Origin of the sequence: Phreatobacter sp. (assembly GCF_016793595.1) — a bacterium.
Classification (GTDB): domain Bacteria; phylum Pseudomonadota; class Alphaproteobacteria; order Rhizobiales; family Phreatobacteraceae; genus Phreatobacter.
Genome location: NZ_JAEULY010000004.1, coordinates 593,640 through 612,096, shown reverse-complemented (window position 1 = coordinate 612,096; position 18,457 = coordinate 593,640). Strand labels below are relative to the sequence as shown.

The window sequence follows — 18,457 nt, the reverse complement described above, 5'->3', positions numbered from 1 at the left end:
CGGCTTGCGGAAGGCCCCGCGGCTCGGCTAAGCCGGACCCAAGCGAACACGCCGGACGGCTGCTTGCAAGCTGCCGCAACGGCATAGCTCCGAAGGAACAATGACATGACCCACGCGACCCTCGGCGCGCGCGCCGACGCGACTCTGGCAGCCGCTCTCTGGCCCGCCCGCTCGGCCGGCCTTCTGCGCCCGGCGATCCTCGCCGCTGTGGGCGTCTGCCTGATCACGCTCGGCGCCAAGGCCTCCGTGCCGTTCTGGCCGGTGCCGCTGACGCTGCAGACGCTGGCGGTGTCCGTCGTCGCCGCCGCTTACGGCCTGCGCCTCGGCGTCGCCACCGTCGGCCTCTACCTGCTGACCGGCCTTCTCGGCGCGCCGGTCTTCGCCGGCATGAGCGTCGGCGTCGCTCCCTTCATGGGCCCGACCGGCGGCTTCCTGATCGGCTTCCTCGCCATGGCCGCCATCATCGGCGCCGCCGCCGACCGCGGCTGGGACAAGGCCTGGCCGAAGATTCTCGTCGCCATGGCCGTTGCCAACCTCTTCGTCTTCGTTCCGGGCCTGCTCTGGCTCGGTACCTTCACCGGCTATGGCGCAAAGCTGCTGGCGGCGGGCCTCTGGCCCTTCGCGCTCGGCACGCTGGTCAAGACCGCGCTCGGCGCGGCGATCATGCCCTCCGCATGGAGCCTGGTTTCGCGCTTCAGGGCCTGACCGGCGTGAGGGCATAGGCCTTCCGGGCGAGCTCGATCTGGTCGAGCTTCGCCTGGAACAGGCTCCAGTCGTCGCGCTCGGCGATGTCGGCCCAGAGCCCTTCCACGTCCTCGATCAGCAAAGTCGCGGGGCCGTCGCCTTGGAAATAGGCGGCGGCCCTGTCATTTGCCGGCAGAGGCTCGTGGGCGGCGAGCGCCGTGAACAGGCGGTCGAAGGCTTCGCCCTGATAGAGTTCCGCTTGCGGTCCGGCCATGGCGAAGGCCTTGCGGTCCGTGCCGCCGTGCCAGTCGAACATGGTCCGCTCGAACAGCGCCTGTGACTTCAAAAGAAACTGGAACAGGGCGGCGGCAAGCTCATCGTCTTCCGCCTCGCCGGCCTGCCTGACGCCGAGCCGCCCGCAGATCGCCCGCCTCAGCCCTCCGTGGAAGGCCGGCGCATAGGTGCGCAGCGCATCTTCCAGCGGCGCGATCGGCGCGACCAGCGTCAGGCATTCGGCGAAGCGTTCGAGATTCCATGCGATGGCGCCCGGCTGGCGGCCGAAGGCATAGAGCCCGGTCTGGTCGAAATAGGCGGCGGTGAAGCCGGGATCGTAGCGCGGCAGGAAGCGCCACGGCCCGTAATCGAAGCTCTCGCCGGTGATGACGCAATTGTCGGTGTTCAGCACGCCGTGGACGAAACCGGCGGCCATCCACTCCGCGACCATCGCGCCCGATGCGCGCGCGGCCGCTTCGAGCAGGGCGGGGGCCTCCTTCGACACATCGCCGCCCCGCGCCGCCTGCGGGTGGTAGTGCTTGACGCAGTGGGCGACGAGCCTGGCGATGGGGGCCTGATCGTTCTCCGCCAGCAGGCGCTGGAACGTGCCGAAGCGGACATGGCTGTGCGACAGGCGCACGAGTACCGCGGCACGGGTCGGCGAGGGCTCGTCGTTGCGCTGGAGCGCCTCGCCCGTCTCGATCAGCGAGAAGCTCTTGGAGGTGTAGACACCGAAGGCCTCCAGGAGGGCCGTCGCCAGCACCTCGCGGACGCCGCCCTTGAGCGTCAGGCGGCCGTCGCCGAAGCGCGAATAGGGCGTCTTACCCGAGCCCTTGGTGCCGAGATCGAGCAGGCGGTTTTCAGCGTCCAGCAGCTGCGCGAACAGGAAGCCGCGCCCGTCGCCGATATCCGGGTTGTAGGAGCGGAACTGGTGGCCGTGGTAGCGCAGCGCAAGCGGCCCCGGCAGGTTGTCCGGCAGCGGCTGGAACCGGCCGAAATGGTCGATCCATTGATCGTCCGACAGGTCGCCCAGACCCACCGCCTCGGCCCAGCGCTGGTTGCGGTAGCGCGGGGTGTGCCGCGGGAAGCAGGCGGCCTCCACCGCATCGTAGAAGCCGGGGCCGAGTTCCGTGTGAGCCGTCGAGGGACGATAGGTCATGATCGATCTATAGCTGCGCGTCGGGGGATTGACGCCCTTCACTGATGCAGGGAGTCAACCAAACCCCAGTGTTCACGCGACCGCCTTCGCGGCAGCGAGATCCTTCACCACGTCCGCCAGCATCTCATAGGAGCGCACGCGCTTGGCGTGGTCGAAAATGGCGCTCGCGACCATCACTTCGTCCACCTGCGTATTGGCGATGAAATGCTGAAGTCCGCGCTTCACCGTCTCCGGCGAGCCGACGAAGGAGTAGTGCAGCATGCGCGAGGCCTGCGCCTTCTCCATCGGGCTCCAGAAGGCCTCGATATCGTCGATCGGCGGCGGCAGAAGGCCGCGCGCGCCGCGGAAAATGCCGGCCGCCCGCTGCTGCGCCGAGGTGAAGAGGTGGCGTGCTTCCTCGTCGGTCGGCGCGAGGAAGACGTTGCAGCCGGCCATGGCGTAGCTTTCGCCGAGCTGTTTCGATGCCTCGAACTTGGCGCGATAGACGGCGAGGGCCTGCATCAGCGCGTCGGGCGCGAAATGCGAGGCGAAGGCGTAGGGCAGCCCGAGCATCGCGGCGAGCTGCGCGCCGAAGGTCGACGAGCCGAGAATCCAGAGCGGCACCTCGGTTCCGGCGCCCGGCACGGCCTGGATCGCCTGCCCCTCCTGAACCGGGGCCAGAAACGCCTGCAGCTCCAGCACGTCCTGCGGGAAATTGTCGGCTTCCATCGGGTCGATCCGCAGCGCCCGCATGGTGCGCTGGTCGGTGCCCGGCGCTCGGCCGAGGCCGAGGTCGATGCGGCCGGGAAACAGGCTCTCCAGCGTGCCGAACTGCTCGGCGATCACCATCGGCGCGTGGTTCGGCAGCATGATGCCGCCGGCGCCGACGCGGATGCGGCTGGTCGCCGCCGCGACCTGCCCGATGACCACCGAGGTCGCGGCGCTGGCGATGCCGGTCATGTTGTGGTGCTCGGCGAGCCAGTAGCGGTTGAAGCCGAGCCGGTCCGCGTGTCTGGCGAGGTCGATCGTGTTGCGCAGGGCGTCGCCCGGGGTCTTGCCTTCGGGCACGGGGGCGAGGTCGAGGATCGAGAATGCGGTCATTCGGGGCATCCGGGGTCAAGAGCCGGTGGTCGGGTGCCTTAAGATAGGTCGCGCGACGCCGATAGGGATATCCCGCCGGGCGGATCAGCCCTGCTCCGGCGCGCCGAGCTGTCGCAACGCCTCGTGCACGACATCGGCCTTGTGCCTCAGATGCTCGCGCATCAGCGCGGAGAGCGCCGCGCCGTCGCGCGCGCGGAGCGCCGTCATCATCCGCTCGTGGTCCTCGACCGCCTCGGCCCAGCGTTCCGGCGTCTTGCGCGCCACGAAGCGGACGGCATGGATGCGCACCATCAGGCTCTGGTAGAGGCCGGCGAGCGTGGCATTGCCGGCGATGCGGAAGATTTCCTCGTGGATCGCCCGGTTGAGCCGCGAATAGGGCACCCACTCGCCGCGCCGCCAGTGCCCGGCCATCTCGGCATGCATGGTTTCGAGCCGCGCGAGATCGGCTGCCGTCAGCCTGGCGCAGGCGAGTTCCCCGGCCAGCGCCTCCAGCATGCCCATGATCGGGAACAGTTCCTCGACCGCCTCGGGCGCGATGCGCGCGACTTTCGCGCCACGATTGGGGGTGAGTTCGACCAGCCCTTCCGCAGCCAGCACCTTGAGCGATTCGCGAAGCGGCGTGCGCGAAACGCCGAACAGCGCGCAGAGGTCCGGTTCGGAGATCTTGTCGCCCGCCTTCAGCGTGCCCTCGACGATCATGTCGCGCAGGCGGCTGGTCAGCTCCGTTGCGAGAGAACGGCGGGCGATGAGCGGGTGCTCGTTCATATCACGCGGCCTTCGCCGCCTCCTTCTTCGTTTCCGCCAGATGGGCCATGGCGGCGGCCACGCCGCCCGCCTCGTGCGGCACGCCGGCGAGGCCAAGGCCCATTTCGACGCCCGCGAGGGTGCCGACCAGGGTCAGGTCGTTGATGTCGCCGAGATGGCCGATGCGGAACACCTTCCTGGCGACCTTCGACAGGCCCGTGCCGAGCGACATGTCGAAGGCGTCGAGGATGATGCCGCGCAGACGGTCGGCGTCATGGCCCTCGGGCATGACCACGGCCGTCAGCACCGGCGAGAAGTGCCGCGGATTGGTGCAGAGATTCTCGAGGCCCCAGGCGGCCACCGCCCGGCGCGTCGCCTCGCCGTGGCGGGTGTGGCGGGCGAAGACGTTGTCGAGGCCTTCCTCGTGCAGCATCTTGATCGCCTCATCGAGGCCGTAAAGCAGGTTGGTCGCGGGCGTATAGGGGAAATAGCCGGACTTGCCCGAGGCGATCATCTCGTCCCAGCCCCAGAAGCTCTTGGGCAACTTCGCCTGCTTCGACACCGCCAGCGCCTTATCCGACACCGCGTTGAACGACAGGCCAGGCGGCAGCATCAGGCCCTTCTGCGAGCCGGCCACCGTGACGTCGACGCCCCATTCGTCGTGGCGGTAGTCGGCGGAGGCGAGCGAGGAGATCGTGTCGACCATCAGCAGGGCGGGGTGGCCGGCCGCGTCGATGGCCTTGCGGACCTCGTCGATGCGCGAGGTCGCCCCGGTCGAGGTCTCGTTGTGGACGACGCAGACCGCCTTGAACGCATGGCCCTTGTCCGCGCGCAGCGCCGCCTCGATGGCGACGGGATCGGCGCCCGCCCGCCAGTCGGAGGAAAGGAAGACCGGCTCGATGCCGAGCTTGCCGGCCATGGTCTTCCAGAGCGTCGCGAAATGGCCGGTCTCGACCATCAGCACCTTGTCGCCGGGCGAGAGCGTGTTGGCCAGCGCCGCCTCCCACGCTCCGGTGCCCGACGCCGGATAGATCACGACATGCCCTTGGGTCTTGAAGATCGAGCGCATGCCGTCGAGGACGCGCAGGCCCAGTTTGCCGAAATCCGGGCCGCGATGGTCGATGGTCTGCATGGCGATGGCGCGCAGGATGCGCTCCGGCACGGGCGAGGGGCCGGGGATCTGGAGGAAGTGCCGGCCGGCAGTGCGGGGGGCGTTGGCGGTCATGGCGATCTCCGGCAGGCGTCTCTTGTCAAAATGAATAATGAATGCAAAATTCAAGTCAAGAGTAATCGCAAGATGGAGGGGCGCCAATGACTGACACAATCAGGGCGACCGAGCCTCGCCGCTCATCTCTCCCCGGCGGGGAGAGGTCGATCCGAGGCGCTGGCCGAGGAGCGGGAGAGGGGGGGAGTGCTTGCTTCAAAGAGCTGCGCCCCATCTCCCGGCCCTCGGCCGACCCCTCCCCGCCGGGGAGAGGTGAGCGCAGTGCTTTTGACGGCGCTTTGGCTTGCGGTTCCGCGCCTGTGCAGGAGTCGTACTGATGCCCGACACCACCCTTCAACGCCGCCTCGCGTCCGAGGTGAAGGGGGACGTTCTCTTCGACATCTTCGCGCGCGGGCGCTATGCCACCGACGCGTCGATCTACCAGATCATGCCGGTAGGCGCGGTCGTGCCTGAGACGATGGACGATGCGATCAGGGCCGTGGCGCTGGCGCGCGAGGAGGGCGTCACCGTCCTGCCGCGCGGCGGTGGCACTTCGCAATGCGGGCAGACCGTCAATACCTCGCTGGTGGTCGACTGCTCGAAGCGCCTCAACCGCATCCTTGACCTCGACGTCGCGGGCCGGCGCGCGCGCGTGGAGCCCGGCATCGTCCTCGACGACCTCAACCGCCAGCTCAGGAAACACGGGCTCTGGTTCCCCGTGGACGTCTCCACGGCGTCGCGCGCCACCATCGGCGGCATGACCGCCAACAATTCCTGCGGCGGCCGATCGCTGCGCTACGGCACGATGCGCGACAACGTCTTTCAGGTGGAGGCGGCGCTGGCCGACGGCTCCCGCCGCTGGTTCGGCGAGGTGTCTCGTGCGGATGCCCTGCGCAACGACGCCGACCTGCTCACCCGCGACCTTCTCACCCTCGGCGAGCGCGAGGTTGCCGAGGTCGAGGCGCGCTTCCCGAAGGTCCAGCGCCGGGTCGGCGGCTACAACCTCGACGCGCTCGTGCCGAAGGGGGCCGCCAACAACATGGCGCATATCCTCGTAGGCTCCGAGGGTACGCTCGCCTTCACGACGGCGGTGGACCTGAAGCTCTGGCCGCTCATCGGTCCGAAGGTCTTCGGCATCTGCCATTTCGGCGCGTTCCATGAAGCGATGAACGCCGCCCAGCATCTCGTCACGCTGAAACCCATCGCGGTCGAACTCGTGGACCGCACCATGATCGGCCTTGCCCGCGACATCGCCATGTTCCGCCCGACCATCGAGCGCGTGGTGCGCGGCGACCCCGATGCCCTGCTTGTGGTGGAATTCGCCGAGGAGAGCGAGGCGGAGAACCTCCAGAAGCTGAAGGAGCTCGAAGCCCTGATGGGCGATCTCGGCTTTGGTTGGGATCGCGCCGGCGCGCATTTCGGCGGCGTCGTGCCGGTGGTCGAACCCGCCTGGCAGGCAGCGGTCACCGAGATGCGCTCGTCCGGCCTCAACATCATGATGTCGATGAAGGAGGCGGGAAAGCCGGTCTCCTTCGTCGAGGACTGCGCGGTGCCGCTGAAGGACCTCGCCGCCTATACCGCCGGGCTGACCGAGATCTTCCGTGCCCACAGGACGGAGGGCACCTGGTATGCGCATGCCTCCGTCGGCTGCCTGCATGTGCGCCCCGTGCTCAACATGAAGCTGGATGTCGATGCCAGGCGCATGCGCTCCATGGCGGAGCAGGCGTTCGCGCTCGTCCGCAAGTACAAGGGCTCGCATTCCGGCGAGCATGGCGACGGCATCGTCCGCTCGGAGTTCCACGGCGAGATGTTCGGGGAGCGGCTCGTCCGCGCCTTCGAGGAGGTGAAGGACCGCTTCGACCCGCAGGGACTGTTCAATCCGGGCAAGATCACCCGCGCGCCGAGAATGGATGACCGGACCCTGTTCCGCTACCCGCCGGACTATCGCGGCATCGAGATTGCGCCCGCGCTCGACTGGTCCGAATACCCCGGCGCCTCCAAGGGTTTTCTCGGCGCCATCGAGATGTGCAACAACAACGGCACCTGCCGAAAGCTCGATGGCGGCGCCATGTGCCCAAGCTACCGGGTGACACGCGACGAGCAGCATGTGACGAGAGGCAGGGCCAATACGCTGCGCCTCGCCATGACCGGCCAGCTCGGCCCGGATGCGCTGACGTCAGACGCCATGGCCGAGAGCCTGTCCCTCTGCGTCTCCTGCAAGGCCTGCAAGCGCGAATGCCCGACCGGCGTCGACATGGCGCGCATGAAGATCGAGGTCACCGCGCAGCGCGTGCAGCGCTTCGGGACCGACCTGCATGCCCGCCTCGTCGCCCACCTGCCGCGCTATGCCGGTCTCGCCGCGAAAGCGCCGTGGCTGATGAACCTGCGCGACCGCGTGCCGGGCCTTGCGGCGCTGTCGGAAAAGCTGGCGCGCTTCTCGGCGCGGCGCTCGTTGCCGAAATGGCGTTCCGATGTCTTCGCGCCTCCCGCCGCGGAGGGGCCGGAGGGCGGCCGCGAGGTGGTGCTGTTCGCCGATACATTCAATCGCGCCTTCGAGCGGGAAACGCTGGAGGCGGCTGTTCGTGTTCTCGTCGCGGCCGGTTGTCGCGTCCACCACGTCAGGGCTGCGGATGGCGGCCGCCGGGGACTGTGCTGCGGGCGCACCTATCTCTCCACCGGCATGATCGCCGAGGCGCGCCGGGAGGCTGAGCGCTCGGTCGAGGCGCTGCACCCCTTCGCGGCGCGCGGCGTGCCGATCGTCGGGCTGGAGCCGTCCTGCCTCTTCTCGTTCCGCGACGAGATACCCGCCCTGCTGCGCACGCCGGAGGCAACGGCGGTCGGCAAGGCTGCGGTCCTGTTCGAGGAATTCGTCGCCGCCGAGGCCAGGGCCGGCCGCCTGTCGCTGCCGCTCGGCGAGATGAAGGTGAAGGCCCTGCTGCACGGCCACTGCCACCAGAAGGCCTTCGGTGCCATGGGCGCGGTCGAGGGCACGCTGCGCCTCGTTCCCGGGCTGGAGGTTCAGACGGTGGAGAGTTCGTGCTGTGGCATGGCCGGCGCCTTCGGCTATCACGCCGACACGATCGACACCTCTCTCGCCATGGCCGAACTGTCGCTGTTGCCGGCTGTCCGCAAGGCGCCGGACGATGCCATCATCGTCGCTGACGGCACCTCCTGCCGCCACCAGATCGCCGACGGGGCGGGGCGCGAGGCGATCCATGTCGCGCGGGTTCTGGCCATGAGCCTCGATGCCGCGGGCCGATAGAAAAAGGCCCGCCGGGCGAGGCGGGCCTTCGTGATCGGCAGGACCGGCGTGCCCGGTCACTCCAGCTTGATATTGGCGTCGGTCACCACCTTGCGCCAGCGCTGCACCTCGGAGGAAACGAAGCGGCCGAAGGCCTCGCCCTCGACGGTCGGGATGTCCGAGCCATTGCGCGCCCAGGCCTCGCGGATGTTCTGCAGGCCGAGCACGGCCCGGATCTCCTGACGCATGCGGTCGACGATCGGCTGCGGCGTGCCCTTGATCGCGAAGACGGCGTACCAGGTCGACACCTCGAAATTCTGAAGGCCGGCCTCGCCCGTCGTCGGCACGTTGGGGATGGCCGGGTTGCGCTGCGGCGCCGCGAGCGCGATGCCGTGGATCTGGCCGCCCTGGATCTGCGGGGCCGAGGTGCCGAGGCCGTCGAACACCATGTCCACCTGTGCGGCGACGAGGTCGGCCATGGCCGGTCCCGCTCCGCGATAGGGCACGTGGCGGATCTGCGTGCCGGTCAGAAGCTTGAACAGCTCGGCCGAGAGGTGGTGGGTCGTGCCGATGCCGGCCGAGCCGTAGACGAGACTGTCCGGCTTGGACTTGGCGAGGGCGATCAACTCGGCCAGCGTGCGCGCGGGCACGCGGCGCGGATTGACCACGATGATCTGCGGCGGCTGGGCGATGATCGCGACCGGGATGAAGTCGGTCTCGATATTGTAGTCGAGCCGCGGATAGAGCGACGGCGCGATGGTGTGGTGCGCCGCGCCGACGAAGAAATAGTAGCCGTCGGGCGTCTGCCGCGAGGCGACCAGCGCGCCCGCCGTGCCGCCGGCACCGGCGCGGTTCTCGATGACGATGCCCTGCCCGAGGCGCTTTTCGAGCTCGGCGGCGAGAGGCCTTGCGAAGGCGTCGGTGCCGCCGCCGGCCGCGAAGGGCACCATGAAGGTGATCGGCCGCTGCGGCCAGGTCTGCGCGTCGGCAGGCGCGCCGGACAGCAGCATGGACAATGCGGCCGCACCGGCCGCGATGAATGAGCGCATTGGGGTTCCCCGGATCCGTGTCCTCGACGCGGCCTTGTTGGCATCTGCCGCTGCTGGTCCGGCTTGCTGTGCCGGTTGCAGGAAGACTAGCGCGTCGATCCGGGGTTTCAAGGCGTGGCCCGGCAAGGCCGGCGTGCGGCCTTGCCGGCGGCTCGCGGCCGTTCCTCAGGTGCCGACACGCAGCGGCGCGTTCAGCTTGCGCAGCGCGGCGATCACCGACAGCGCGGTGATGCGGCCGGTCTTGGGGTTCTCGGACGGGATGTTCTCGATGGCGAGCGTCAGCTTGGCCGAGTCGGCATCCACCTCGATCGAGTGGCAGTTGCGGGTCACGCCCGGGTCCGCCCAGATATCGATGGTCGTGCGGTCCGGGCCGATGCCGGCGAGCGACAGCGCGGCGGCGACGTTGACGTTCGCGGGGAAGCCCCTGGCCGCCTCGCGCGCCGTGCCGGAGAAGATCAGCGTCGGCTCGGTGATCTTGTCCATGTCGAGGCCCTTCTCGGCGAGATAGGGCGCGCCGACGAGACCCCTTGGCGGCTTGCGGGTGGTCATGCGCACCGAATGGATCGTGCCCTCGGCGGCCGCGGTCACGGCGTCGAGGCCGAGCAGCGCGCCCGTCGGCACGATGATCTGGCCGCCATGGGCCTTGGCGAGTTCGAGGATCTGCGGGCGCGGCAGCAGCGCGCCGCAGGACAGCACCATCACCTTCTTGCCCGCCTTGAGCATCGGCCCGCAGATCTCCTCGATGATCGCCGCCGGGGCGCATTCCACCGCGAGATCGGCATGGTGGGGGAAGGCGTCGAGCGCCACCACCGGCGCGCTGATACCGGCTTCGTCCAGCCAGGCGCGCGCCTTGGCCGCATCGCGCGCGGCGACGCAGGCAAGCGTGGTTCCGGGGATCGATCCGGCGGCAATGCGCGTGGCGAGAGCCTTGCCGATGGCGCCGAGGCCGGCAATGGCGATACGGGTGGGGGTCATGCGGAACTCCATGGCGGGGAGCTGAGTTCTAGCGCCGATCCGCCGCGCCGCCACCCCTTGCCTTCATGGCGGCCATGCCGTTACGACTGTCCGCCTAAAGCGTCGCTAAAGCTCAATATCACATTGAAATCAGTGTTCGACATGAAGTCAGGAGATCAGTTTTGATGTCTTTCACCCGTCGCACGATGGCTGCGCTCGCAGCCGCAGCCTTCTCTGTCCTCGCGCCCGCAGCCGTCTCCGCGCAGGCCTGGCCGACCCGCCCCGTGACCATGATCATCCCCTTCGCCGCCGGTGGCCCGACCGATGTGCTCGGCCGTATCATGGCCGAGCGGATGTCGCAGATCCTCGGTCAGCAGGTGGTGGTGGAGAATGTCGGCGGCGCCGGCGGCATGACCGGCACGGCCCGCGTCTCGCGCGGCGCGGCTGACGGCTATTCCTTCGTGCTGGGTACGGTCGGCACCCATGCGGTGAACCAGACGCTCTACAAGGAGCCGCTCTACAACGCCGCCACCGACTTCGCGCCGGTGACGCTGATCGCCGAGGTGCCGCTGATCCTGATCACCCGCAAGGACTTCCCGGCGACCAATCTCCAGGAGTTCATCGCCTATGTGAAGGCGAACCAGGCCAAGCTGCAGTTCGCCTCGGCCGGCGCCGGCTCGGCGGTGCATCTCGGCTGCCTCTACCTCAACTCGGTGATCGGCACGAACGACGTGACCCACGTGCCCTATCGTGGCTCGGCTCCCGCGATCCAGGATCTGATCGGCGGCCGCGTCGACTACATGTGCGAGATTTCCTCGACCGCCATGCCGCATATCCAGGGCAATGCCGTGAAGGCGCTGGCGACCCTGACGGCCGCCCGCTCGACCGTGTTCCCCAACCTGCAGACGGCGCAGGAACAGGGCCTGCAGGGCTTCGAGGCCTATACCTGGAACGCCTTCTTCTTCCACAAAGACACGCCGCCCGCCATCGTCGAGCGCCTGCGCGCCGCCACCGTCGAGGCGATGGACGACCCGGCCGTCAAGCAGCGGCTCGAAGGGCTCGGCGCGATCATGGCGACCCCGGACCGTCGCGGCCCGGCCTATCTCGGCAATCTCGTCCGCAGCGAGATCGCCAAATGGGCCGGTCCGATCCGCGCCAGCGGCGTCAGCCAGTAAGCCAAGGGCGGCTTTCGCAAGTCGGGAGAGGCGGCGGCCCCGTGGGTCAGCCCGCCTTTTCCATGGCCGCGAGCACGGCCTCACGCCGCGGCAGCGGAGCCACCGCGCCGTAGCCGGTGGTGGAGAACGCGGCGGCGGCGCAGGCATAGCGCCCGGCGCGGAACGGATCGCCCGTCCTTAGCCACTCCGCGAGGAAGGCCCCGTCGAAACAGTCGCCGGCACCCGTCGCATCGACGGCGGCCACCGTGATCGACGGCACGATGCGCCGCGCGTCCGGCGTCGCGATCAGCGCGCCTTCCTTGCCGAGGGTCAGCGCGACGATCCTCGATCCGCCTTCGAGATAGAAGTCGGCAATGGCGTCCGGCGTGTCGCGGCCGGTGAGCTGACGGGCGTCGTCGAGGCCGGGCAGGGCGATGTCGGCCTCGCGCATCGCGGCATTGGTGACCTCGCGCGCCCGCTCGATGGGCCAGAGCCGGAGGCGCAGGTTGGTGTCGTAGGAGACCGTGACGCCGGCCGCCTTCGCCGCCCGGATCGCGGCAAGCACCGCATCGCTCGCGTTCGGCGAGATCGCCTGCGAAATGCCCGAGACGTGCAGCACCTTCGCCCGCCGGATCGCGTCGAGGGGCACGTCCTCCGGCTGAACCAGCGCCGCCGCCGAGCCTGCGCGGCGGTAGCTGAATTCGTGGCCGTCCGGCCCGTGGGTGACGAAGTAAAGGCCGGTCTGCCGGCCCTCGACCATCCGCATGGCCGATATGTCGATGCCCTCGGCCTGCCAGAGCCGGAAGAAGTCGCGGCCGAACGTGTCGTCGCCGACAGCCCCGATCACCCCGACGCTGGCGCCGGACCGCGCGGCGGCAATCGCGCAGTTCGACGTGTCGCCGCCGAAGCCGAACAGGTAGCTCGGCTCGCCTGGCCGGGTCTGGTTGAACTCGCCGAGCGGTTCGCCGAAGCAGAGGATGTCAGGGGGCATGAGCACGAGCCGGGTCGCGAGGCAGGAGGATCGGCCGCCAGGGACCGATCGCGCCGCAGAATAGGGGCGCGCGCGCCCAGAGCAAGCACCGGTAACGGGTTGCCGTGGCACGTCATCTCTCCTTAACTACCGTGCCGATTTTCCAAAAATCTTCCGCAGTTTCGGACCTCCGCTTAACCGGATTTAGCGGAGCCTGCCGTTACGTGAAGTCCATCGGCCAACCAGCAAAGGGGACCGCCTTGACGCTTATCGCTCGCTTCGCCAAGGACAATTCGGGCGCCACCGCCATCGAGTACGGCCTGATCGCCGCCGGCATTGCCGCCGTCGTGATCGTTGCTGTCAACACGATGGGCTCGAACACGCTCAGCGCCTTCAACAAGGTCAACACCAACTTCAAGAAGTGAAGCTGGATGGGTTTCGGCGGGGGTGCAGGAGCGTCCCCGCAAGCCCATTCCCATCAGTTGGCCGGAAATCGATTTCTTCGCGCCGTCCCCATTTCATGGATTGATTCTCTCTGCCGGCGTTCCCGGGCGTCATCCGCCTGCCAAACTATGGCCGGGCCAAAAATACCGTCTTCTTCGCTGCGCCCTGCGTGATATCCCTTGTCACAATCCTGCAATGCAGTATCATTCGTATACGAATGAACTTCGGCGCAGCGCATTCCTTCCCCTGAGGGTCGCAATGTCCAACCTGAATACCGAGCGCGTTCTCGAGGTCCGTCACTACACGGACCGTCTGTTTTCCTTTAAGACGACCCGCGATCCCTCGTTCCGCTTCGTCAATGGCCAGTTCACGATGATTGGCATGGAGGTGGAGGGCCGCCCGCTCCTGCGCGCCTATTCCATGGTTTCGTCGAACTACGAGGAGAACCTCGAATTCTTCTCGATCAAGGTTCAGAACGGTCCGCTGACCTCGCGCCTCCAGAACATCAAGGTCGGAGACAATGTGCTGGTCGGCCGCAAGCCGGTCGGCACGCTGGTCCAGGACGCGCTGGTGCCCGGCAAGACGCTCTATCTCTGCGGCACCGGCACCGGCCTCGCGCCGTTCATGAGCGTCGTCAAGGACCCCGACGTCTATGAGCGCTTCGATACGGTGGTGCTGATCCATGGCACCCGGTTCATCAACGAGCAGGCCTATGGCGACTTCATTGCCGAGGCGCTGCCGAACGACGAGCTGATCGGCGAACTGGTCCGCGAAAAGCTGAAATACTATCCGACCGTGACGCGCGAGCCCTATATCCACAACGGCCGGATCACCAGCCTGCTCGCCTCCGGCAAGCTGCAGGCCGATCTTGGCCTCGCCCCGCTCGACAAGGACAACGACCGGGTGATGATCTGCGGCTCGCCGGCCTTCCTGAAGGACATGGTGGAGATGCTGGAGGAGCACGGCTTCGAGGAAGGCGCGATCTCCAAGCCCGGCCATTTCGTCGTCGAGAAGGCCTTCGTCGAGAAGTGAGCCGCGGGGCATGAACGGCCCCGCCTGAACCTTTCCGCTCCGAACCGCGACCCACGGGACGTGCCGCATTGCGGCGTCCCGTCGAACCGCGTCCGGAGCCATGAGCGCCCTGAACGAGCCCACAATTGCCGCAGGCATGGCCCCGAAGGCCGTCGCCGGCGGCCTGTTCCTCGTGCTGATGGCGACCGGCGCTCTCGGAGGGGCGCTGCTCGGCGCCGTGCTCGGCGGTTCGGCCGCCGCGATGCTCGCGGATGGCCTCGATCTCGGCCAGGTCCGGGACCGCGCGTCCTTCGTCGTCACCGCTGCGCTGATCGGCGCGCCCACCGGTCTTGCCGCGGCGCTGTGGCCGATCCTGCGCGCCCGCCGGCCGAGGCGCACCGGCCTGCACGCATCGCTGGCCATTGCCGCATGGGCCGGCCTCGGCGGCTTTGCCTTTCACGCCTTTGCCTTCTCGGCCACCACGACGCCGCCGCCGTTGACGCCGCTTCTGCTGGTCGAGGTCCGCGTCTCGTCCGGAACCGGCACGCCGCTCGGCGAGGACGGCACGGCCCTGTCGATTCACTCGCGCGCCGAGGGCCGGGACGCCTCGGGCATGAAGGTCGCCAAGGATGCCGGCGGGCGCGACGTGGTGCACGGCAGTTTCCCGATGTCGAGCCTGATGCCGGTCGACTGGGTGCGCCTCCAGCGGCGCGGCAAGCCGGAAATCCGCTTCAGCCTGAACCTGCCGTCGGACCCGCCGTCCACCGCCGATTTCACCCAGTGGCTCGCCGCCGACCGGGCGGTCCCGGGCGCGGAGGACAGACGTGACGAGACGGTCGAGATGCGCTTCCGCATCGACCGGCGCGTGCTGCGCTGAACCTCGGTTCCGCGAGGGGCCGAACCACGCGGCGGTCGATCGCAATCGCTCCGGTGCAGCTCGGCTAGTGTCGAGACACGTTTCGATGCAGCACAGTGCCCTTTTCCCTGACGATGCGCGGAGTTCGCGTCGAGAAGTCGATCACCATCTCGATCGACGAGGCGCCAGTCGAACTGATCTTTCGCTCGGCGCTGTAGGCCGTCCAGTCCACCACGGCATTGATCGTGCACTGGTTAGGGTAATCCGTGCAGGATACATGTGTCTGCGCAGGTCGGACAGAATACGAGCGGGCCGGCCAACGTGATATGAAGCTCATGTTCTCGTCGACAATCTGCTGCCTCGTTCTCGGATTGCCAAAATATGTGACAACATCGGAATAAGTCCGATTGATGTAGGCGGAAACGGCGTAGGAGTCTTGATTGAACGATTGATAGTGCCTGTTCAGAAAGGTCACTACCGTATCGCGCAGGCTCACATTCGCGGGCGGCGGAGCAGGGGTTGGGGCAGGTTGGCGCGCGATCGGCGGCGAGGGCGTTGACGGAGTCAGGTCGAACCGGCGTATGTCGATCCCCAATTGGCTCGCTAGATCGAAGGTTAGCCAAGACATCGATTCCGGCCGCGCCGCCGTGATGAAGATTACGGCATTGGACGATAACCCAAGCTGGTTGAGGTAGGAGCCGACCAGTGCGTTGCCAGACGACGCAATGTTCCGTTCGCGATCGGACGCGGCATGGAAGCCGATCATCGCGCGCGGGGCCATCGTGCGCGGCGTGCCGGCTAGCCAGACCAGCGCGCAGCCCGAGGCGCAGATGACATTGTCGCCCACGATCGTCTCGAAGCCTTTGAGGCGGATCGCTCGACCGATCTCGAGGGCAGCGTGAAGGTTTCCGCCTTCGCTGTTCAGGATGACGATTGCCCTGCTTATCCCAAGTACGGCATCGACAAATCGCTTCTCGTCTCCGAACTCGAACGCGCCGCTGACAGCAATGATCGCGGGCATGTTCTCTCGGGGTGGCACGACGGTGATTTCGGCTGCATTTGCTACTGTGGGAAGAGCAGCTGCGACAAATACGGCGAGACTGCCGGCGGTGCGCCCGTGTCGTGGCCTCGACAGATCAGGAGCCCTGAGAAGCAGCACCAGCAAGCGCAGCGTGGACTTCATGTCGCGCCAAATCACTGCAATGATTGAGCTAAGGCCGGCCAACATAAACACTTCTCCCCCAAGAGCGGAGGGTAGATCAGCAGCCACAGGTTGAACAGATCTGGCGGCGGGAGCATGCGATGCGTGTTGCGCTAGAGCATGATCCCGAACAGTGGGAACGGGTCTTCGGGAAGGGTCATGTTCCCGATGCCGACTGGACGTCAGTCCCGCTTGAGCCCGAACCGCGCGGCGGCCGCCTTCAGGTCGATCTCGTTCCACGCGCGGTGCTCGCCGCGAGCATAGGCGGCGGCGTTCTGGGTGTAGATCCAGGCGTTGAAGCGGTTGGCGTCGCCGGAATTGCGCGTCGCCTTCACGACGCCCGGCACGCCGGCGACGATCGAGTTCGGCGGCACGACGGTGTTTTCCCTCAGGAACGAGCCGCCGGCAATGATCGAGTTCTCGCCGATGACGCAGCCGTCCATGATGGTCGCGCCGATGCCGACCAGCACGTTGTCGCCGAGCGTGCAGCCGTGCAGCGTGACGCGATGGGTGATCGAGCAGTCGGCGCCGACGGTGACGCCCGTGCCGTTGCCGATATGGATCATCGCGAAGTCCTGCACATTGCTGCGCGGACCGATGACCACCTCGTAGACCTCGGCGCGGATGACCGCGTTCGGCCAGACGGACGCGCCCGCGGCGAGGCTGACCCGGCCGTAGATCTGCGCGGTGGGATGGATGAAGGCGTCGGCGTCGATGGCGACCAGCGGTCCGGTGCGGATCGCGTCGGAACCCTTGAGCATGGCATGTCCTCGCCCGCGTCGGACGCGCGGTTGCCCGGAACCATGGCCGGGCGAGGCGCGGCCATCAATGGGGGGGTCAGTCCTTTCGGACGAGGGAGGCTGGCGCCAGCCGGTCCACGCCGAACGCGGCTGCGACATCCGCGTCGAAGGTCGCGTCGGGCGACAACGGCGGGGCCAGCGTTTCGGGCAGGGTCTGGTCCTCGGGTTTCACGGGCGGCTGCCTTCGGTCTGGGGTGTCCGGATCGAACCGGTGGCGCGCGGGCCGGCCTGCTCGACGAGATGGAAGACGATGGTCCGCATGGCCGCCGCGTTCTCGTCCTCCGGCAGCGCGCGCAGATGCGGATAGAGCGCGCGGAAGGAGGTGACGAGCAGGCCGATCAGGGCCGGCGAAGCATGGGGAATGTCGTCGGCGGCATAGGCCGCGTAGGCGGTGCGCCCGGCGAGCGCCGCGACCTGCGCGAGGACGCGCTCCTCGATCTCGCCGGTGTTGCGCTGCTGTTCCTGCGCGAAGGCGGCGCAGGTTTCGAGCGCGACCTGCGCTTCGGCGCGCATGTCGGCATCCGCGACCATGGCGTCGGTCCTGAAACGGTCGAGCTGCGCGGGAGCGCAGGTCTCCTGCGCCGCGACGGGCGCGGCGAGCAGAAGCGAGGCGAGAAGGGCGGGAACGAGCGCGCGCATGGCGGTTCCGATCAGGGCTGACCCGGTACGGAACCGTGGACCGATCCGGTTAACCAGTGGTTAACGGCGGGGTGACAGCGCCGTGATGGATTGATAAGCTCAGTGAGCAAATCAATTGGAGGCACATGTTCCGCAACCCTCGCGCAACAGGCTGCAACCCGCCGCAATGGGCCGGCGGCGGGCATTGCGCGAGTATCTCTCCATCGGACAGGGGGAGAGCGACATGACCCATATGACCTTCGCGACCGCTACGGCCGGCGGCATCGACGCCCTCGCCGCGCGCCTCGGCATTCTGGTCCAGTACACCGCGGGAGCGGTGATCGCGCTCGGCGCGGTGGCGGGCCTCGCGCGCTTCATGGATACCGGCCTGCCGGCATGCGACGGCGCCCGGATCGACCGCACGCTGAAGACCATTGCGCGCGCCAATGGCGGCGGCTCGGTCTCCGCCCATCGCGAGGTCGGCCGCACGGATCGCGAGACGGGCTGCGCCGCGACGGTGACGGCCGCCGACGGCACGCGGCGCGAGATCACCTATCGCATCTTCCGCAACGACGCGGGCCGCGTGCGCGTCAGCGCCGCCTGGGCGGGCCAGTGACAGGCATTTCATTCGGAGGGACCCGACATGACCAACGCAGTCACGACGACGCCTGACCAGCCGGCCAAGCCCAGGAGCCGCATCTGGAGCTACATCACAGCCGGCTCGTCCTTCATCATCGCGGCCATCGCGCTGATCAAGTTTTTCGACACAAGCCTGCCGGGCTGCGCCAGCACCACCGCCAACACGACGATCCAGTCGATCCTGCGCGAGAAGAACGTCACCGGCGCGACGCTGAGCGACAAGCGCGAAGTCTCAAAGGACGACAGCGAGATTCGCTGCGCGGCCCGCATGTCGACGCCGGACGGCGCGCGCTTCGACATGAGCTACCGCGTGTTCCGCGGCACCGACGGCAAGACCATGGTCGCGGCGGAGTGGCGAAGGCCCTGATCCGGCCGA

19 protein-coding genes are annotated in these 18,457 nt (G+C 67.9%); 8 read left to right on the top strand and 11 right to left on the bottom strand.

What is annotated here, in order from left to right:
• The first annotated feature begins 105 nt into the window (after window positions 1-105).
• Window positions 106-705, top strand: a complete 600-nt coding sequence (locus JNK84_RS07035) for a biotin transporter BioY (protein ID WP_293422039.1) — start codon at window positions 106-108, stop codon at window positions 703-705.
• On the opposite strand, the gene JNK84_RS07030 is transcribed toward JNK84_RS07035, so the two are convergent.
• The 4 genes from JNK84_RS07030 to JNK84_RS07015 all read right to left on the bottom strand — a co-directional run bounded on the left by JNK84_RS07030 (window position 695) and on the right by JNK84_RS07015 (window position 5,165).
• A complete protein-coding gene (locus JNK84_RS07030) occupies window positions 695-2,116 on the bottom strand; it encodes a protein adenylyltransferase SelO family protein (protein ID WP_293422036.1) in 1,422 nt (473 codons plus the stop codon). The genes JNK84_RS07035 and JNK84_RS07030 overlap by 11 nt on opposite strands.
• A 72-nt stretch (window positions 2,117-2,188) precedes the next feature.
• On the bottom strand, window positions 2,189-3,196 hold the full coding sequence (locus JNK84_RS07025; protein ID WP_293422033.1) for an LLM class flavin-dependent oxidoreductase: 1,008 nt from the start codon (window positions 3,194-3,196) through the stop codon (window positions 2,189-2,191).
• 84 nt (window positions 3,197-3,280) lie between these two features.
• Window positions 3,281-3,961, bottom strand: a complete 681-nt coding sequence (locus tag JNK84_RS07020) for a GntR family transcriptional regulator (protein ID WP_293422030.1) — start codon at window positions 3,959-3,961, stop codon at window positions 3,281-3,283.
• 1 nt (window position 3,962) lies between these two features.
• Window positions 3,963-5,165, bottom strand: coding sequence for a pyridoxal-phosphate-dependent aminotransferase family protein (locus tag JNK84_RS07015; RefSeq protein WP_293422027.1), 1,203 nt, complete (start codon window positions 5,163-5,165; stop codon window positions 3,963-3,965).
• A gap of 316 nt (window positions 5,166-5,481) precedes the next feature.
• Between JNK84_RS07015 and JNK84_RS07010 the strand changes: the two genes are divergently transcribed.
• Window positions 5,482-8,406, top strand: coding sequence for an FAD-binding and (Fe-S)-binding domain-containing protein (locus tag JNK84_RS07010; RefSeq protein WP_293422024.1), 2,925 nt, complete (start codon window positions 5,482-5,484; stop codon window positions 8,404-8,406).
• Window positions 8,407-8,462: 56 nt separating this feature from the next.
• On the opposite strand, the gene JNK84_RS07005 is transcribed toward JNK84_RS07010, so the two are convergent.
• Window positions 8,463-9,434, bottom strand: coding sequence for a Bug family tripartite tricarboxylate transporter substrate binding protein (locus tag JNK84_RS07005; protein WP_293422021.1), 972 nt, complete (start codon window positions 9,432-9,434; stop codon window positions 8,463-8,465).
• 165 nt (window positions 9,435-9,599) lie between these two features.
• Window positions 9,600-10,409: an aspartate dehydrogenase gene (locus JNK84_RS07000; RefSeq protein ID WP_293422018.1), complete on the bottom strand. Its 810-nt coding sequence runs from the start codon at window positions 10,407-10,409 to the stop codon at window positions 9,600-9,602.
• 164 nt (window positions 10,410-10,573) lie between these two features.
• Here JNK84_RS07000 and JNK84_RS06995 point away from each other — a divergent pair, with 164 nt between their 5' ends.
• Entirely contained in the window at window positions 10,574-11,563 is a 990-nt protein-coding gene (locus JNK84_RS06995) for a Bug family tripartite tricarboxylate transporter substrate binding protein (RefSeq protein ID WP_293422015.1), read from the top strand.
• A gap of 46 nt (window positions 11,564-11,609) precedes the next feature.
• Here the strand turns inward: JNK84_RS06995 and JNK84_RS06990 are convergent, their stop codons facing one another.
• Entirely contained in the window at window positions 11,610-12,533 is a 924-nt protein-coding gene (locus JNK84_RS06990; protein WP_293422012.1) for a sugar kinase, read from the bottom strand.
• A 239-nt stretch (window positions 12,534-12,772) separates the two neighbouring features.
• Here JNK84_RS06990 and JNK84_RS06985 point away from each other — a divergent pair, with 239 nt between their 5' ends.
• From JNK84_RS06985 to JNK84_RS06975, 3 genes are all read left to right on the top strand, one after another.
• Window positions 12,773-12,937 (top strand): Flp family type IVb pilin, encoded by a 165-nt coding sequence (locus JNK84_RS06985; protein WP_293422008.1) that lies wholly within the window; start codon window positions 12,773-12,775, stop codon window positions 12,935-12,937.
• Window positions 12,938-13,214: 277 nt separating this feature from the next.
• The gene (locus JNK84_RS06980; protein ID WP_293422006.1) at window positions 13,215-13,988 is read left to right on the top strand and encodes a ferredoxin--NADP reductase; all 774 of its coding nucleotides are present in this window, start codon (window positions 13,215-13,217) and stop codon (window positions 13,986-13,988) included.
• A 100-nt stretch (window positions 13,989-14,088) separates the two neighbouring features.
• The gene (locus JNK84_RS06975; protein ID WP_293422004.1) at window positions 14,089-14,844 is read left to right on the top strand and encodes a hypothetical protein; all 756 of its coding nucleotides are present in this window, start codon (window positions 14,089-14,091) and stop codon (window positions 14,842-14,844) included.
• A gap of 64 nt (window positions 14,845-14,908) precedes the next feature.
• Here the strand turns inward: JNK84_RS06975 and JNK84_RS06970 are convergent, their stop codons facing one another.
• From JNK84_RS06970 to JNK84_RS06955, 4 genes are all read right to left on the bottom strand, one after another.
• Window positions 14,909-16,006: a hypothetical protein gene (locus JNK84_RS06970; protein ID WP_293422002.1), complete on the bottom strand. Its 1,098-nt coding sequence runs from the start codon at window positions 16,004-16,006 to the stop codon at window positions 14,909-14,911.
• Window positions 16,007-16,206: 200 nt separating this feature from the next.
• On the bottom strand, window positions 16,207-16,785 hold the full coding sequence (locus JNK84_RS06965) for a gamma carbonic anhydrase family protein (RefSeq protein ID WP_293421999.1): 579 nt from the start codon (window positions 16,783-16,785) through the stop codon (window positions 16,207-16,209).
• 76 nt (window positions 16,786-16,861) lie between these two features.
• The gene (locus JNK84_RS06960; protein ID WP_293421996.1) at window positions 16,862-16,996 is read right to left on the bottom strand and encodes a hypothetical protein; all 135 of its coding nucleotides are present in this window, start codon (window positions 16,994-16,996) and stop codon (window positions 16,862-16,864) included.
• Window positions 16,993-17,463, bottom strand: coding sequence for a hypothetical protein (locus JNK84_RS06955; RefSeq protein WP_293421993.1), 471 nt, complete (start codon window positions 17,461-17,463; stop codon window positions 16,993-16,995). Before JNK84_RS06955 ends, JNK84_RS06960 begins: the two co-directional genes overlap by 4 nt.
• A 223-nt stretch (window positions 17,464-17,686) precedes the next feature.
• Here JNK84_RS06955 and JNK84_RS06950 point away from each other — a divergent pair, with 223 nt between their 5' ends.
• Window positions 17,687-18,058: a hypothetical protein gene (locus JNK84_RS06950; protein WP_293421991.1), complete on the top strand. Its 372-nt coding sequence runs from the start codon at window positions 17,687-17,689 to the stop codon at window positions 18,056-18,058.
• 27 nt (window positions 18,059-18,085) lie between these two features.
• Window positions 18,086-18,448 (top strand): hypothetical protein, encoded by a 363-nt coding sequence (locus JNK84_RS06945; RefSeq protein ID WP_293421989.1) that lies wholly within the window; start codon window positions 18,086-18,088, stop codon window positions 18,446-18,448.
• The last annotated feature ends 9 nt before the right edge of the window (window positions 18,449-18,457 follow it).

Bases quoted from the DNA above. Each gene is read 5' to 3' on its own strand.
- JNK84_RS07035 (WP_293422039.1), top strand. From the start codon at position 106: ATGACCCACGCGACCCTCGGCGCGCGCGCCGACGCGACTCTGGCAGCC.
- JNK84_RS07030 (WP_293422036.1), bottom strand. From the start codon at position 2,116: ATGACCTATCGTCCCTCGACGGCTCACACGGAACTCGGCCCCGGCTTC.
- JNK84_RS07025 (WP_293422033.1), bottom strand. From the start codon at position 3,196: ATGACCGCATTCTCGATCCTCGACCTCGCCCCCGTGCCCGAAGGCAAG.
- JNK84_RS07020 (WP_293422030.1), bottom strand. From the start codon at position 3,961: ATGAACGAGCACCCGCTCATCGCCCGCCGTTCTCTCGCAACGGAGCTG.
- JNK84_RS07015 (WP_293422027.1), bottom strand. From the start codon at position 5,165: ATGACCGCCAACGCCCCCCGCACTGCCGGCCGGCACTTCCTCCAGATC.
- JNK84_RS07010 (WP_293422024.1), top strand. From the start codon at position 5,482: ATGCCCGACACCACCCTTCAACGCCGCCTCGCGTCCGAGGTGAAGGGG.
- JNK84_RS07005 (WP_293422021.1), bottom strand. From the start codon at position 9,434: ATGCGCTCATTCATCGCGGCCGGTGCGGCCGCATTGTCCATGCTGCTG.
- JNK84_RS07000 (WP_293422018.1), bottom strand. From the start codon at position 10,409: ATGACCCCCACCCGTATCGCCATTGCCGGCCTCGGCGCCATCGGCAAG.
- JNK84_RS06995 (WP_293422015.1), top strand. From the start codon at position 10,574: ATGTCTTTCACCCGTCGCACGATGGCTGCGCTCGCAGCCGCAGCCTTC.
- JNK84_RS06990 (WP_293422012.1), bottom strand. From the start codon at position 12,533: ATGCCCCCTGACATCCTCTGCTTCGGCGAACCGCTCGGCGAGTTCAAC.
- JNK84_RS06980 (WP_293422006.1), top strand. From the start codon at position 13,215: ATGTCCAACCTGAATACCGAGCGCGTTCTCGAGGTCCGTCACTACACG.
- JNK84_RS06975 (WP_293422004.1), top strand. From the start codon at position 14,089: ATGAGCGCCCTGAACGAGCCCACAATTGCCGCAGGCATGGCCCCGAAG.
- JNK84_RS06970 (WP_293422002.1), bottom strand. From the start codon at position 16,006: ATGAAGTCCACGCTGCGCTTGCTGGTGCTGCTTCTCAGGGCTCCTGAT.
- JNK84_RS06965 (WP_293421999.1), bottom strand. From the start codon at position 16,785: ATGCTCAAGGGTTCCGACGCGATCCGCACCGGACCGCTGGTCGCCATC.
- JNK84_RS06955 (WP_293421993.1), bottom strand. From the start codon at position 17,463: ATGCGCGCGCTCGTTCCCGCCCTTCTCGCCTCGCTTCTGCTCGCCGCG.
- JNK84_RS06950 (WP_293421991.1), top strand. From the start codon at position 17,687: ATGACCCATATGACCTTCGCGACCGCTACGGCCGGCGGCATCGACGCC.
- JNK84_RS06945 (WP_293421989.1), top strand. From the start codon at position 18,086: ATGACCAACGCAGTCACGACGACGCCTGACCAGCCGGCCAAGCCCAGG.